Annotated in this window: 16 protein-coding genes and 1 pseudogene; 6 read left to right on the forward strand and 11 right to left on the reverse strand. The window is 59.9% G+C overall.

All coding sequences use genetic code 11. The features are described 5' to 3' along the window. Window positions 1–19: 19 nt before the first annotated feature. Both F561_RS26135 and F561_RS0119810 read right to left on the reverse strand, forming a co-directional pair. Window positions 20–379, reverse strand: a complete 360-nt coding sequence (locus F561_RS26135; protein WP_019011711.1) for an HAD family hydrolase — start codon at window positions 377–379, stop codon at window positions 20–22. Window positions 380–1,083: 704 nt separating this feature from the next. Further along, window positions 1,084–2,133, reverse strand: a complete 1,050-nt coding sequence (locus F561_RS0119810; RefSeq protein ID WP_019011713.1) for an ADP-ribosylglycohydrolase family protein — start codon at window positions 2,131–2,133, stop codon at window positions 1,084–1,086. Between the two features lie 391 nt (window positions 2,134–2,524). Here F561_RS0119810 and hisS point away from each other — a divergent pair, with 391 nt between their 5' ends. Continuing rightward, the gene (hisS, locus tag F561_RS26140; RefSeq protein WP_019011714.1) at window positions 2,525–3,865 is read left to right on the forward strand and encodes a histidine--tRNA ligase; all 1,341 of its coding nucleotides are present in this window, start codon (window positions 2,525–2,527) and stop codon (window positions 3,863–3,865) included. A 492-nt stretch (window positions 3,866–4,357) separates the two neighbouring features. On the opposite strand, the gene F561_RS30100 is transcribed toward hisS, so the two are convergent. The 5 genes from F561_RS30100 to F561_RS0119840 form a co-directional block, all read right to left on the reverse strand. Beyond that, on the reverse strand, window positions 4,358–4,816 hold the full coding sequence (locus F561_RS30100) for a tyrosine-type recombinase/integrase (RefSeq protein ID WP_281166606.1): 459 nt from the start codon (window positions 4,814–4,816) through the stop codon (window positions 4,358–4,360). Window positions 4,817–4,918: 102 nt separating this feature from the next. After that, window positions 4,919–5,206 (reverse strand): site-specific integrase, encoded by a 288-nt coding sequence (locus F561_RS30105; protein ID WP_245556586.1) that lies wholly within the window; start codon window positions 5,204–5,206, stop codon window positions 4,919–4,921. An 83-nt stretch (window positions 5,207–5,289) separates the two neighbouring features. Continuing rightward, window positions 5,290–5,691 carry a hypothetical protein gene (locus F561_RS0119830; RefSeq protein ID WP_157452025.1) on the reverse strand — a complete coding sequence of 134 codons (402 nt, stop codon included), beginning with the start codon at window positions 5,689–5,691 and terminating at the stop codon, window positions 5,290–5,292. 191 nt (window positions 5,692–5,882) lie between these two features. Then, a complete protein-coding gene (locus tag F561_RS26145) occupies window positions 5,883–6,275 on the reverse strand; it encodes a PIN domain-containing protein (protein WP_019011718.1) in 393 nt (130 codons plus the stop codon). A 3-nt stretch (window positions 6,276–6,278) separates the two neighbouring features. Then, window positions 6,279–6,542: an AbrB/MazE/SpoVT family DNA-binding domain-containing protein gene (locus tag F561_RS0119840; RefSeq protein WP_169389552.1), complete on the reverse strand. Its 264-nt coding sequence runs from the start codon at window positions 6,540–6,542 to the stop codon at window positions 6,279–6,281. A gap of 142 nt (window positions 6,543–6,684) precedes the next feature. On the opposite strand from F561_RS0119840, the gene F561_RS0119845 reads away from it, so the two are divergent. The 3 genes from F561_RS0119845 (at window position 6,685) to nucS (ending at window position 8,306) form a co-directional block, all read left to right on the forward strand. Beyond that, window positions 6,685–6,951 carry an AbrB/MazE/SpoVT family DNA-binding domain-containing protein gene (locus tag F561_RS0119845; RefSeq protein ID WP_019011720.1) on the forward strand — a complete coding sequence of 89 codons (267 nt, stop codon included), beginning with the start codon at window positions 6,685–6,687 and terminating at the stop codon, window positions 6,949–6,951. Next, complete coding sequence (locus F561_RS0119850; protein ID WP_019011721.1) at window positions 6,948–7,328, forward strand: type II toxin-antitoxin system VapC family toxin; 381 nt, start codon at window positions 6,948–6,950, stop codon at window positions 7,326–7,328. The genes F561_RS0119845 and F561_RS0119850 overlap by 4 nt, the downstream gene beginning before the upstream one ends. Before the next feature lie 222 nt (window positions 7,329–7,550). Beyond that, complete coding sequence (gene nucS / locus F561_RS0119855; RefSeq protein ID WP_019011722.1) at window positions 7,551–8,306, forward strand: endonuclease NucS; 756 nt, start codon at window positions 7,551–7,553, stop codon at window positions 8,304–8,306. Between the two features lie 250 nt (window positions 8,307–8,556). On the opposite strand, the gene F561_RS0119860 is transcribed toward nucS, so the two are convergent. Together F561_RS0119860 and F561_RS30370 are read right to left on the reverse strand one after the other, a co-directional pair. After that, window positions 8,557–8,931 (reverse strand): hypothetical protein, encoded by a 375-nt coding sequence (locus F561_RS0119860; protein WP_157452026.1) that lies wholly within the window; start codon window positions 8,929–8,931, stop codon window positions 8,557–8,559. Window positions 8,932–9,166: 235 nt separating this feature from the next. Next, window positions 9,167–9,391 carry a helix-turn-helix domain-containing protein gene (locus tag F561_RS30370; protein WP_040381347.1) on the reverse strand — a complete coding sequence of 75 codons (225 nt, stop codon included), beginning with the start codon at window positions 9,389–9,391 and terminating at the stop codon, window positions 9,167–9,169. 144 nt (window positions 9,392–9,535) lie between these two features. Here F561_RS30370 and F561_RS0119870 point away from each other — a divergent pair, with 144 nt between their 5' ends. Continuing rightward, window positions 9,536–10,891, forward strand: a complete 1,356-nt coding sequence (locus F561_RS0119870) for an IS701 family transposase (RefSeq protein ID WP_026299093.1) — start codon at window positions 9,536–9,538, stop codon at window positions 10,889–10,891. 47 nt (window positions 10,892–10,938) lie between these two features. On the opposite strand, the pseudogene F561_RS28130 reads toward F561_RS0119870, so the two are convergent. Then, a pseudogene (locus tag F561_RS28130) lies at window positions 10,939–11,793 on the reverse strand (IS5 family transposase). A 321-nt stretch (window positions 11,794–12,114) separates the two neighbouring features. Further along, window positions 12,115–13,059: an IS110 family RNA-guided transposase gene (locus F561_RS0119880; protein WP_019011726.1), complete on the reverse strand. Its 945-nt coding sequence runs from the start codon at window positions 13,057–13,059 to the stop codon at window positions 12,115–12,117. Window positions 13,060–13,380: 321 nt separating this feature from the next. On the opposite strand from F561_RS0119880, the gene F561_RS0119885 reads away from it, so the two are divergent. Then, window positions 13,381–13,845: hypothetical protein (locus F561_RS0119885; protein ID WP_019011727.1), on the forward strand; the 465-nt coding region annotated here is incomplete at its 3' end.

Below are 13,845 nucleotides of genomic sequence, written 5' to 3' on the forward strand. Positions count from 1 at the left end.
GCGAGTTGCAGAGGTTAGTTCAGACGAGATTCAGCACGTCTCGCAGATCATGCAAGACAGCATCCGGCCGCTCTAAACCGATCGGGTGCCCAGTCGGGAGGTAGGCCGCACGCAAGCCCACCTGCTGAGGTCCCCACACGTCGTTGCGAGGCGAGTCGCCGACGAACCAAGCGTCCGCTGCATCAACTTGGAGGGGCTCCAGCGAAAGGTGATAGATCGCTGGATTTGGCTTGCTCAGACTAACCGCTTTGCTGATGACTACATCGTCCACCAGGTGGATCAGACCCGTTCGTTCTAGGGTCTGTAGGCCAAGGGGCTCTGGGGTGCTACAACGGCGTATGTCGATACTGAGCGCTCTGGAAGAATGCCTGCTGTACATTCGCCGGTGCGTCCCGCCTTTTGACGAAGCCGCTCTTCTCCGGTCTCTGCAACTCCCAGGTTCCGATCCTAGCCTGTGGGGTTCAATTCTTGACGATGCTCCCGCGGCCACCGCCTTACGGAGCAGAGCTTTGCAGCCCTTCGCTCAAGTGCTCAGCGGGTACCCGTCGTTTATGGCTGCTGATCTGAACACGGAATTGGCTCAATTTCGAGCTGCTCGTCAACGCCTGACAGTCGCTGCTGGCGATTCTGGGCAACACCCTGACGTGATCGTGGCTCACGAGGTGCGCCGAGCATTCGCGTTCATGGTGGTCGAGCCGGCTGCTTCCTTATCAGACGGCGCGGCTCACGTGGCCAGTGATGGGTATTTTGCCGAGAACAACATGCCCCCATGGGATACCTGGGTGACGCCCGTCCCTTCCCCCCCAGGCACCAGTAGTGACTGGGGGCCAGCCCTACTGTGCTGGGTGCCTCTCTGGGCACGTGAACGCATAGAAGCGGGCATTGCGGTCAACCCAGAACAGTGTCTGCACTGGGTCAGAATCCAAGACGGAGCAGTGGATTGGGAGTGAGATCCACCTTGGCCGACACACCCTAGAGGCCGCTTCTCCGCTCGGGGGTTCGTTTCCTCGGGACTTCAAGAGGTCCGTGTGAGCGCAAACAGAGGCTCCACTGAACGCTGGTTTCTGCACCATTTCCGGCACTTCAGTAGGGTGGAAACAAACGCCGAAATCCATGCACCAGGACGATCCCTAGAAAAAGAAGATTCCGCGGAACGCGGCCTTCTGGACGCCCGAAGCGTTGCTGGTCTGCCTGACCTGTGGCGACCGCCAATCCGGCTCGCCGCGCTCTGGTTCTCAAGCCGGCTGGATTTAAGTCAGGTTCCATCAGCCGCTGTGCCCAACCTTCCGGAAGAGGGGTCCCTGCACCGAGGATGCCACCGACAATGGCTCCTGCTGTATCGGTATCACCGCCGCACACAATGACTTCCATGACTGCGGTCATCAGGTCGCGGGGGTGTTGAAAACAGCTATGCAGAGCAGCGGGAACCGTATGGTACGCGTAGCCACTCACGCCGCTGTGCAAGCCGAGTTCAGCGGCGTAAGCGAACGTGGAGCCACCCCGCAGGGCATGCTGATGGGCTCCGGCCAACACGGTCAGGAGTTCAGTCGCCGCTGGATGATGGGGGAGGAGGGATTGAAGCTGTTTCAGGAAGACAACCCCATCTAAAGGAGCTGTTTTGTGCAGGTAGGTCGCCAACGCAACAGCTAAAGCTGCATATTCAGCTTTCGGGTCGGTATGGGTTAAACGGGTCGAAACCTGAATCAGGGGGAGGATCTGTTCCTGCCTGGAGACCGTTGCGCCGATGACCGCCGCACGCATCGCTGGACCGTTGCCGGCTGAGAAGACTCCTCTTCGGTACGGAGGAACCCCGAGAACCAATTTCAAACCAGCACGCAGGGTCGCCCAACCCAGACCAGCAGGCAAGCTCAAGATCCACCCTCGCAGACCCTGAACGAGAGCCTGCTCGAAGGCCTGCACCTCTCCAGCACTTCGTGCAAGAGCCTCGGCAACAAGTGCGGCATGCTCCGTGTCATCTGAGACCATCCCCCACCCGAAGAAGAAGCGGTACCGGTCGGGTGAACCGAGCATTCGGGCTGCTCTCGCCGGCGGTAAGCCTTCATAGGGCAGACCGAGGGCGTCCCCAACCGCACCTCCCAACAAAGCACCGTAAATCGCCTCATCCTGGTTCACTCCATCATTCTGTCAGCTTACCGCCCTTTAACTTGCCAGAACCGGCCGTAGACAGGCGGAGGACGTGCAGGAATCAGGGCATGTGCGTCATGTGATTCCCGAATGAACCGTCCTCTGCAGAGTGCGTACGCCTCAGAAGCCTGCCTTGAAGGCTCCCAAGTGCTTTTTTTATGGAGTAGGCAAAGGACCACCGCCCCAAGAATCCTTGTGGAGGTGGCTTACGCCACCTGGCGGGCGAATGACGCGCAGATTCCCTCTATCCTGAGCGTCATGGAACGCCTGCATCGACATTCTGAGGACCAGCCGGGCCGCGCGCTGAACACCAGCGCCAAATTCTTCCTCCCCCGCCTGCCCTGTTTCTCTCAGACAGGATCGATGAGGTCAGCTTTATATGATCAAACCCAGAGCCCTCAGCGGCTTCCCCGAATACCTCCCCGCACAGCAGCTCGCCTTTAACCGCGTCCTCTCCCTCATTCGCAGCACTTACGAGGCGCACGGCTTCACCCCCATCGAAACGCCCAGCGTCGAACACCGGGACGTGCTGACCGCCAAAGGCGCTGACGACGCAGAGATCTACGCCCTGACCCGTTTGAATGCCGGGCCGGACGAGCGCGACACGGATCTGGCACTACACTTCGATCTCTCCGTGCCTCTGGCGCGTTACGTCGCGCAGCACGAGAGTCAGCTGGTCTTTCCCTTTCAGCGGTCCCAGATTCAGAAAGTCTGGCGCGGTGAACGGCCCCAGGCGGGCCGGTACCGGGAGTTCTATCAGGCGGACATCGATGTCATTGGACGCGGCTCTCTCAGCTTGCTGTATGACGCCGTGTTGCCTGCCGTGGTGAGTGACGCCCTGACCCGGTTGAATATTGGCCCCTTTTGCATTCGGCTCAATAACCGTCAGGTGCTGCAGGGATATTTCGAAAGCCTGGGTCTGGCACCAGTGGCCGTGCCCCAGGCCCTACGGATCCTTGATCGTCTGGAGAAGGTCGGCATTGACCGGGTGCGGCAGGACTTCACCACATTGGGGGTAAGTCCGGACACCCTGACCCCCTTCCTCGATCTGGTCACCAGCAATCTGGCTTCCGATGCTTTGCTGAGCGAATTGGCAGGGCAGGCTAGGAATGCACTCTTCGACCGAGGCGTGACCGAGCTCCACGTCGTTCTGTCTGGCCTTCGGGATCTAGGCGTGCCGGAAGCGAACTTTCAGGTGGATCTGAGTATCGCCCGGGGGCTGGGATACTACACGGGCACGGTGTACGAGACCAAGCTTCTGAACTTTCCCGGATTGGGCAGCATCTGCTCGGGTGGCCGGTACGAGAATTTGGTAGGCCACTTTCACACGGGCACGTTTCCGGGGGTGGGCCTGTCCATTGGGGTCAGCCGGTTTGTTCCGGCTCTGTTGGAGGCAGGCGTCCTCTCCGCCCGCACCTCGACCACCGCTCAGGTGCTGGTGACCCTACTCCAACCGGAACACCAGGGGGAATCTCTCCGGCTGGGGGCAGAGCTGCGCTCACAGGGCGTGAGCACGGAGGTCTACCTGGAGCCCCACCGGCTCGGGCAGCAATTGCGGTATGCGGACAGAAAGGGCTTTCGTCTCGCGGTCATGGTCGGGGACACGGAACTTCAGGCCGGGCAAGTCCGGGTCAAAGACCTTCAAACCGGAGAGGAGAGCTTGCTGAGCAGGGCGCAGTGGGCACTGGGCATTTGGCAACGGCTCTCGAACGCCCGTTGAGCTGTACGACGGCTCTGGGGGCCTGTTGGTGGACACGGACACGGGTCTGTTCCCCGGCCTTGCCCCTCCGCTGTTTGGCGCATGTGAAGCGCTCTCCTGGCCTGTAGGCTGGACAGATGAGCCCACCTTTACCGAGCTGGCATTCCACGCGTCGCGGGCGGGCCGCCTGACCCCCTGAGCTGTTGCTGTTCAGGACTCGGTTCCGCCCCACTCTGCCCCGCGACGCGTGGGGTGAAGCCATCCAGAAGAAGCATGATCGGGCCCACACACGCCATCACCGTGAACGGGTCATTCGTCGCCGTCTCGCGCTGGCGTCCACCTGGGCGGAACCGGAAGAACCCGGCCGCTGGACGCTCTGGGTCTATCAGTCGCGCGGGTATGCGAGCAAAAACGCCACGCTGTGCAGCTGTGGGCTCTGCCGGGATGAGAAGTACCGCAACCGGCCCCGCGCACGCCAACACCTTCAGGATGAGGAGCCTTGATGTCCTGAACTCAACTGCCGCGCATGTGGTCTTTGAGTCGGTCGTCGGCCCATTTGCCGTAGGTGCGGGCGGTTTGCACATCGCTATGGCCCAGATGCTCCGCAACGTCTTGCAGTTGAAATCCCGCCCGGACGAGGCGAGTTCCCGCCGTGTGCCGCAAGGCATGGAGGCCCAAGTAAGGCACGCCGACTTGCCTGCACAGCGTCCGCAGTCTCCCCCGTGCCGCTTCGGGCGTGCGCCCAATGACGGGCACCTCTGCAGCGTGTGATCCCAGTGCCCGCAAGTCCGTGATGAGGGAGGCCGACAGCAGCACACGTCTCGTCTTGCCCCCCTTGCCGTTGACTACGGTCAGGGCGCCCCCATCCAGATCCACGTCACCCCACTTCAAGCCGGTGATTTCGGAAGCTCTGAGCCCAGCAATTCCACCAAGGCGCAATAAGACGCGCATTTCGACTGGAGCTGAATCCAATAGTCTTTGGATGTCTCCTTCGGGATACGGTTGACGCTTATCCCAAGGTCGCCGTTTGTCTCTTTTCGGCTTGGTATCGGTAAAGGGTGTGTCTTTGGTGGCTCAGTTCCAGCGCAAGGCGGCGTACAGGGCGCGTGCTCCGGTGAGCAAGACGCCCACAGACGCGGGGGATTTTCCGGCAACCTCCATCGCCCGCACCCAGAGGTCAGTGTCTTCCGCCTCGGGATGCAAGACCTTGACCGCATTCTCGTGGGCATAGGTCAGCCACATGCGGGCACCCAGCCGATATTTGCGCAAGGTTTCGGGACTGAAGTGCCCATGGGTGCGCACATGGTGGGCTTCGAGGAGATCCAGCAGAGTGACGGTGTCCCCTTCGGCCACAGCAGCCACCGCTCGGCGCCTTCGTTCTTCAGGGGCCAAGGCAACGCAAGCGCGAGAAGGGGCCAGCGTTCCCTGCCAGTACAGTTCCAACGTCACGGTTGACTCACCTGATAGAGACGCAAAAACAGCCCGTCTTGTTCCCGGCTGAACACCTGGCGCACGCGGGCCGATGACTTCAACCCGGTGAGATGCGTTTGAATGCTGGCGACGCTGCTGAGCGCGAAGAGGTCATCGAGGGTCGTGTCCAGAGGCCCATCAAAGAAGCACTGAAACCCCAAGCGTGGACTGCGAAAATGACGGGCCATTTCTCCTTCTGTGACATAAACGAACAGCCGAATCCAGGGTGCTGTGGGGTCGTAGGTACTTAAGCGGTAGAGATCCTTGAAGACGGCGCCAACCCGGTTGGTGCGATTGACCGACCCGACGTCCCGCTGCCGGTCAAACTTGAATTCCGTGACCAGACCGGCCTGACCCTGCAGAGGCGGCACCAACAAGTCGATCTCCTTGCGTCCGTCTAGGCCGGTGTGATGGGATTCCAGGTGAACATTGGCATGGTGGACGCCCACCGTCGTGGTCAGGGCATAAAAGAAGGCGTACCTGAGGGCATCTTCTTTATTCAGGCTGTTCCGGAGCCGCCGTTCCGGGAGGGCTTACCAGAAGGCCTCAAAAAAGACTTGAGATTGCGTCACCGGATCAGGTGAACCTGAACAGGCAGGTCTGGGATGGCGGCCCAGCCCTGTTCAGCGGTGAGGACATCGTACCCCAGAGCGTCGGCCGTTCCCAGACAAGCCGCGTCACCGAGGCTCAGTCCATAGGGACTTTTGCGGGCGTAGTAAAAGGCCGCTCGGGGACGACACTGAGCATCAAAGGCAACTTCAGAAACCAAGGACAACAAGGGATCCAAGGCGGCCTGCACCTGCTGGGGGGTAAAGTCCCCACGCCCCACCAGTTTGCCTTCCAGTTCGGTGAGGGTCACGCTGCTGACGAAACAGGGGCGACTGGCGATCACCTGCAAACTTTTCTCTCCCCCGTCCTCACCCAGCAGATAGGCCATCAGGGCACTGACATCGAGGAGCACCGTTTACCAGCCCTTCTGTACTGTTTCAGCCTGCCGGTCGGAAAGCAGTTCGGCCGTCAGGTCAAGTCCTTGCGTTCCTTCCTTATGCAATGAACCGAGGAGAGCCTTAGCCAACAGGGAGCGGCTGGTCAAGCGATACCCTCCAGCCTCTTTGAGGAGAATCACTTCATCTCCTTCTTTCAGACCCAAATCGGTACGAACATCTGTTGGAACCACCAAGCGTCCCTGTGCCTGTAATTTCAGATGGTAGGAGGGTAATGCAGTCATGCCTAAGTTTATCAGAAGAGGCATCAACTGAACCCAATCCTCTTTCATCTTCTACCCTTTTGGTAACACCAGTTACCAGAAAGAAGAGTTTAAAATGACAGAAGCAGAAGGTTTATGACAAAATTTTTGCTAAGCTGACACTATGACTGCCAAAGCTGCCTACGAAGTGCGTATGAACGCCCAAGGCCGCGTCGTTGTGCCCGCTCAAGTGCGCGAGCGCCTCAATGTCCCTGACGGTGGCGAATTTGTACTGTATTTAGACGGTGAGCGTATTGTGATGGAGCAGAAAGGTGAGGCCCGGTCACGCCTCTTTGCACTCGGCGCTCGGCTCGCGCCGCAAGATACGAATCTGACGGACGAGCTCTTGCAAGACCGCCGTGAGGCTGCGCGCCGTGAAGGGGACGAATGACTGTTCTGGATGCCAGCGCCGTCATCGCTTGGCTTCGGCAGGAGCCAGGCGCAGATCAAGTCGACGTCGCACTCCAAAATGCTGCGGTGATCAGTGCCGTCAACTTCGCTGAAGTGCTCAGCAAAGTCGGCGAGCGGGGTGGTGACGTACGGGCCGCCGCGCGGGATCTGCGTATTGAAGGTTTACGAGTCGAACCCTATGGGGACGAGGACGCCGTCGTCACCGCTGAGTTGAGAGTACTCACTCAAGCACAGGGACTCAGTCTGGGAGACCGCGCGTGTCTGGCCCTCGCGCGACGACTCGGACTGCCCGCACTCACTGCAGACCAGCAGTGGGCGAACATCAACGTCGGCGTCAAAGTTCAACTGATCCGCTGACCCCACAGAACAACTCGAACAAGTGAAGCCTCTTACTTCTAAGCGTGTCGAAACCACAATGGATCGTTCTGGCCAACGCCAGGCGCAGCGACTGACAGTGTGCCGTAAGAGCCCAGCTCTACCTAACACAGAAGCGCCTTGGGTTGAATCGACAGCGGTTAGAAGAAGCGAACTCATGCTGCTCGCCAAAGCGGCTGGGGACGGTTTGGTTATGCTGCGGGCATGATTCGCGAACAACTGCTGGCCCCGACTGCAGTGGACTTGCGGGCGTTCCTCATGCGGGCTCTTCGGACTCGCGACTGTCTGATCCAAGTGGGCGGCCTCGCCGAAGTGAGCTATCACGGTCGCGCCGCCAGTACCGCTGAGGTGGGCTCGTACCTAGTGATGATCAAGCGCGATGGCAGCTTGCAGATTCATGCCCCAAAAGGCGTCAAGCCGATGAATTGGCAGCCGAAGACCGACGAGATCACGGCGGTCTTGGAGGAAAAGCAGTGTGTGCTCTTAGCCTCGCGCCGAAGTCCGATGGAACTGGTGCGGGTCACATTCTTAGAGGTTCAGATGGCGCAGGCACTGGAGCTCAACGAGGAAGCAGGCTTTTTGCTCACCGGCTCGGAAGCGCAGATGCAAGAAACCCTAGCCGCGCACCCAGAGCTGATCGAACCAGGCCTGCGGGTGCTGAACCGCGAGCTGCTGGTGGAATCGGGCGGTATCGATCTGTACGCGCAGGATGCTCAGGGGCGCTTTGTGGTCGTGGAGTTGAAGCGGGGCCGAGCAACACAGGATGCAGTGTCTCAACTCGGGCGGTATGTCGCGTCGGTGCAGCGGGTGGTGGGTACGGGCGTGGTGAGGGGAATCTTGGCGGCGCCGTCCATCACGGGGCCAGCGCGTCGGGAGTTGGAGGGGCGAGGACTGGAGTTTGTAGAAGTGAACGCGCTGCCATTGCTAAAGAAGACCACCACCCAACCCAGCTTGTTCTGAGTGAGCAGAGGCAAGCCCCTGCGCCGCGCTGACAGGTAACGTAACAGGGTGAATCCGGCAGTACTCACCAGCCGAGCCTTGCTGCACCTGCTCCACAGCGGCCCGGCTTGATCCAAATAGTGGCTTTTTCAGCAGTCCCTGAGGTTTCCGAAGTCCAGTGAGAGGCGACTGAAGGCTGCTTGTCCTTGGTCAGCCACGTTCAATTGACTTGACATCACTCGTGGCTGCCAGATTTTGCGACCTCGCGAAATCAGCTGGCCTGAAAGTGGGGGAGAGCTCCGAGCATGACGATGGCCAGGGTGACCGGGGGGAAGGTCATCAGGTACCAGCGAAGCCAGAGCAACACGGGTGTGACCAGAAGGAGCAACGCTACAATGAGCACCAGCCACTCTCCCCCAGCGATTCCACTGATCCCGTCTATTCGCTCCATCAGGCCAAGCGTGATGACGAAAATCCAAAAAAGGAGTGGCATCGCCACAGCGACAGCCATCCAGGTCGCCGCGTTCATCAGCGCCTGCGCAAGGCTGCGTTTGAGGATCCAGGTGGCGAGCGCGCTGAACACCACGAGTGTGGCGAGGGTGAGGAGAAACTCATGTTTGGCTGTGGGAACGAGCAAGACGCTCACGGCTGGAAAGAGCAGCCAACTGCCTACGACCCAGCAGCGGGGTGTGGGAGGCGTGAGCGTCATAGGGGTACCGTACGCGCTCTGGCAACTGCAGATGTCCTGTTTGAGGCCAGCAAGCGGTACGGGGGATGCAACGCCTGTGAAGAGGAGGCAATGGTTCACTGACTGTCCTGCGTGGGAGAGGACGCAACGTCCTGGCAGGCCGATGAGCTAAGTGCAGAAGGGAAAACTCTGATTAGAGCAAGTCTCTCAGGGGCACGCCGACGCCAGCGGCGAGGAGGTGCATGTTGTCGACGCCGATGTTGCGTCGGCCGACTTCGACTTGGGCGATGTATGACCAGGTGATGCCGCTGGCGGCGGCGAGGTCTTCGAGGGTCATGTCGTGGTTGTGGCGTTCTTCTCGGAGGCGTCGTCCGAAGGTGAGTCTGGATTCGGTCGGTGGATTGTTTGTTTTAGCCATGCTTTAGCCTGGGCGGCAGCGCAGTGAGCGACCATGCAGTTAAAGCCATAACAATTAAAGACATAATCAATTGAATCAGTTCTAAGCTGGACTTTGGCCATTGACAGGGGGAGCAGCCTGCTGCTCCCCCTGTCAAACTTGAGCATGACACTGCTTCCGAAGTGGTTCACCGGGGTCTTGGAAGGATTCGCTCCAGTGTTTTCGGCACGCATTTGGCCGCAGGTGCAACTCCTCGTCGTCGGGGCGCTGCTCTCTCCTGGAAAACGGACGGTGACCGCGGCGTTGCGGGTGCTCGGCTTGGCAGACGATCCGAGGTTCGGGACGTTTCACCGCCTTTTGAATCGGGCGCGCTGGTCCAGTCTCCAAGCCAGTCGCGTGCTGCTCGGTCTGCTGTTGATGGCCTTGGTGCCCTCAGGGCCGCTCATCCTCGGTCTGGACGACACCATAGAACGACGCACTGGAGCCAAGATCAGTGCCAAGGGCATTTACCGGGATCCAGTACGGTCCAGCCACGGGCATTTCGTCAAAGCCAGCGGGCTCCGCTGGCTGAGCTTGATGCTGCTAACCCCCATTCCCTGGGCCCAACGCGTCTGGGCGCTGCCATTCCTGACGGCACTGGTGCCGTCACAGCGGTACCACGAAGAACGCGGTCACCGGCACAAAACGCTGATCGACTGGGCTCGGCAGATGCTGCGCGTGGTGCAGCGCTGGTGTCCTGGACGGCCGCTGATCGTCGTGGCAGACAGCGCGTACGCCAGCATTGCTTGGCTCCATGACCTCCAGCAAGGCCAGCCGATCACGGTCATCACCCGTCTTCGCCTGGATGCCGCCCTCTACGACCCCGCACCAGAACGCAGGGCCGGCCAGATGGGCCGGCCCCGGCTGAAAGGCAACCGCCTCCCGACCCTAGCCTCCCTGCTTCAAGATCCAGAGACGCGCTGGGAGCGCGTTCAGGTGGGCTGCTGGTATGGGGAGACCCACCGCGAAGTCGAGATCGTTTCTCAAACCGCGGTTTGGTATCACACCGGCCTCCCACCCCTTCCGGTGCGCTGGGTGCTGATCCGTGATCCCAAAGGGAGATTCTCCACTCAGGCGCTGCTGTGTACGGATCTCTTGCAGATCCCCCTCCAGATCTTGGAGTACTTTGTGCAGCGTTGGCAGCTCGAGGTTACCTTTGAAGAAGTCCGGGCTCATCTGGGTGTGGAAACGCAGCGCCAGTGGAGTGACCTCGCCATTGTGAGAACAACCCCAGCGTTGCTGGGGCTGTTCTCCCTGGTGACACTCATGGCCCACGAACGCTGGCAAAGCCATGAACCTTGGGTTCGTCATGCCGCTTGGTACAACAAGACCCTGCCCACCTTCGTCGACGCGCTCGCCGAGGTTCGGCGAGCCTTGTGGAGGATTCCGACTTTTCGCACATCTGCACCAGGACGCGAAATGGTTCAAGTCCCACTTGAGTTCATCGAGCGCCTCACAGACGCGCTCTGCTATGCCGCCTGATGCTCCTCAATGGCCAAAGTCGAGCTAAGAGCCTATCCGGAAGATTTTCAGAGGAGGGCGACGGGTGCTAGTTTGCGCCAGATGATGAGGCAAGCAGTCAACTCGACAAACCCCAGATAGAGGTCTTGACGTTTCTCCCAGCGGGTCTGGATGCGGCGAAAGCGACCCACCCAACTGTGGCCGACCGAGGGCGACCCACCGCCGGGCTGGGTGGCGTTCCGGATCGTCAGGGGCAGGAATAGAGTGCTCCTCGGTCGCTTTCTTGGGAATATGCGCGATGAGACCTTCGTCCACGGCCAGCTGACGACACGCCGGCGTGTCGTACCCACGATCCAGCAGCAGATGTCGCTGTTCCTCCTCCAGAGGAGGAGGAACAGCGACTACGACGGCATCCAAGACGTCCATCAGCATCTTGCTATCATGGCGATTTGCCCCACACAGCACCACGGAGAGCGGAATGCCTTTGGCATCGGTCAGCAGCGTGCGTTTACATCCGGCTTTTCCTCGGTCAGTGGGGTTGCTCCCCGTGGCTTGCGGCGCACCAGCGCCCCCCTTTTTCCGAGAGGGGCTTTCACCATGCTTCCGTCGGCAGCTTGCCATGCCCAGTCGATCCCGATTTTCTGATCGTACTCTTTGAGCACGATGGCCCACGCTGCACGGAAGCAACCGTGTTCCACCCAGGCACCAAACCGCTCATGGACAGTCGATTTCGGGCCATATCGGCGGGGAAGTTGACTCCACTGACTGCCGGTTCGAGCCAGCCAGATCAGCCCGTTGAAGATGGTGCGGGCGTCCCGCGTGGGACGCCCAATCTTTTTCCGGGGCTTGTCGATCACCATAACAGGGGCGAGACGGATCCAGAGTTCGTCCGAGACCTCCCACAGCGTGTGCTGCTGATTGATCTGGTCTTGATGAGGTTGAGTCGTTGTCACTTGTCTTCAGTAGAACAGATCTTCCGGATAGGTTCTAAAGAGCGCTGGCTTTTGCGCAGTAGGGTGTGGAGACACGAGTAAATACAGGCAGCGCATTCGATCTCAGGCACAACGCTGAAAACATGTGATGGTTGCTCAAATAAGACCGCGGCGCTCGTCAATCCGCTGGGCTTGCATTCTTCTGTGCTGCTGCAACCGCCGTTTACTGGTGGCGAGTGCTTGTGGATTGGCCGTGCTCTCAGTACCCGAACCTGGTATGTCAAGTCGGCAGAGCAAAGACCCAAAAAGATCCTATGAAGGGGCGGGGATGGGGCCGCCAGCGTGACTGGTCTGCAAGGTTCGGTACAGCTCGCGGGCCAGGTGGGTCTTGAGTGCGCGAAGTGCCGCTCGTTTCGTTTTTCCCTCTTGTTCTTTCCTGGTCACGAATGTTTTGGTCCGTTCATCACAGCGCAGGCGTGTCAGGGCCATCAGATGGAGCACCCTATTGAGCTGTCGGTTCCCACCGACACTCACGCACCAACGCGTGTTCTTCCCACTCCCTCGTTCAACTGGGGCAGCGCCGCAATAACTGGCGAAATGATGGACAGTCTCAAACCGCTCGATGTCACCGACTTCGGCGAGCACCGTGCCGGCCAGCACGACGCCGATTCCCTGCAACGTCAACAGGGTGGGGGCCACCTGAGCGACCAGGGTGGCCATGGCGTGTTCCAGCTCTTTCAACGCGGCTTCGAGAGAGGTCAGCACCGCCTGCAGGGCGGTGCTCAGCGAGTCCGTCGTCGAGTCTGGGAGCGCTTCGAGCATCATCTGATTGGCTTTGCGCTGCTGAGCGAGCTTGTCCCGCGTGCGGGACAATTCCTGCAAGCGGGTACGCTGCGTGCTGAGCTGGTCGGGCGGGAGCTGCGGGTTGGCCAGCAGCACCCGGGCGACGTTCTCGGCATCGACCAAGTCGTTCTTTTTCTTGCCGCGACGTGCACGGTACTGACTGGTCAGGCTGGGATGGATGTGATACACCAACTGATCATTGGCAAAGAGCAGGGCCAGCAGGGGAGCCACGTACCGGTTGCCTGCACCTTCAATCGCCCAGCAGTGTCCTTCAAAACGAGTCGACCAAGCCCACAACTGATTCAGGCCGTCGGCGTTGTTCTGAACGCTCAGGCTGTCCAGCACCACTCCACGCGAATCGAGAGCAACGGCGGTATGGGTCGTCGGGTGGGGATCCAGTCCAAGAATGATCATGGCGTCCTCCTGCAGAGTTCGGCATTTCACCCCCACCCGCGCAGGTCTGTTCTGGATCGGGCCCGGAGGCAGCCTGGTATCAAGCGAAGAGCAGCGGTGTGGTGCCGTTGAGACAGAGAACGCGCAATTCGGGTACAGGCGACAAGCGCAGACAGTTTCAGGGCGACGCTCTCTCCTCACCTTATTGTTGACATACAGACACTTTCTTGACGGGTTGAAATCTCTCGTCTGATCCGTCAAAACTTCTGGGCGTCCCCTGCCACGCTGACCCATCTGACGCGCTGCTTTTGTGCTCATTTCCCGGAGTACCGCAAAAACCAAGTGGAGCTGCTTTCTCTCGTCGTCCTGGCACTCCTTCAAGCCAAGGACGTCCGGCATGCAGAACTGGCTGAGCGCTTCCCGGGAAGCGCACAGACGTCCTCGGTCATTCGCCGAATTGAGCGGTTTTTCAAACGCCATCCCCTGTGCCCAGCTAATCTGGCCGCTGTCGTGCTGAGGCTGCTTCCGGATGCCCGGAAGCGAGAATTTATCATTGACCGCACGAATTGGAAGCTGGGTCAGACAGATGTGAACGCACTGGTGCTGGCTGTCTTGTGGCGTGGTGTCGCCATTCCACTCCTCTTCGAGCTGCTGCCCCATGGGGGCAGCAGCAGCACCGAAATCCGGCTGACCCTGATGAACGACGTGCTGTGCCTTCTGTCCTGCCAGGAGATCGCCGTGCTCTATGCCGACCGGGAATGTATTGGCCAAGACTGGATTGGTGGGCTGTCTCGTGCGGGGATTCCT

It is taken from the genome of Deinococcus aquatilis DSM 23025, assembly GCF_000378445.1.
Taxonomy (GTDB): domain Bacteria; phylum Deinococcota; class Deinococci; order Deinococcales; family Deinococcaceae; genus Deinococcus; species Deinococcus aquatilis.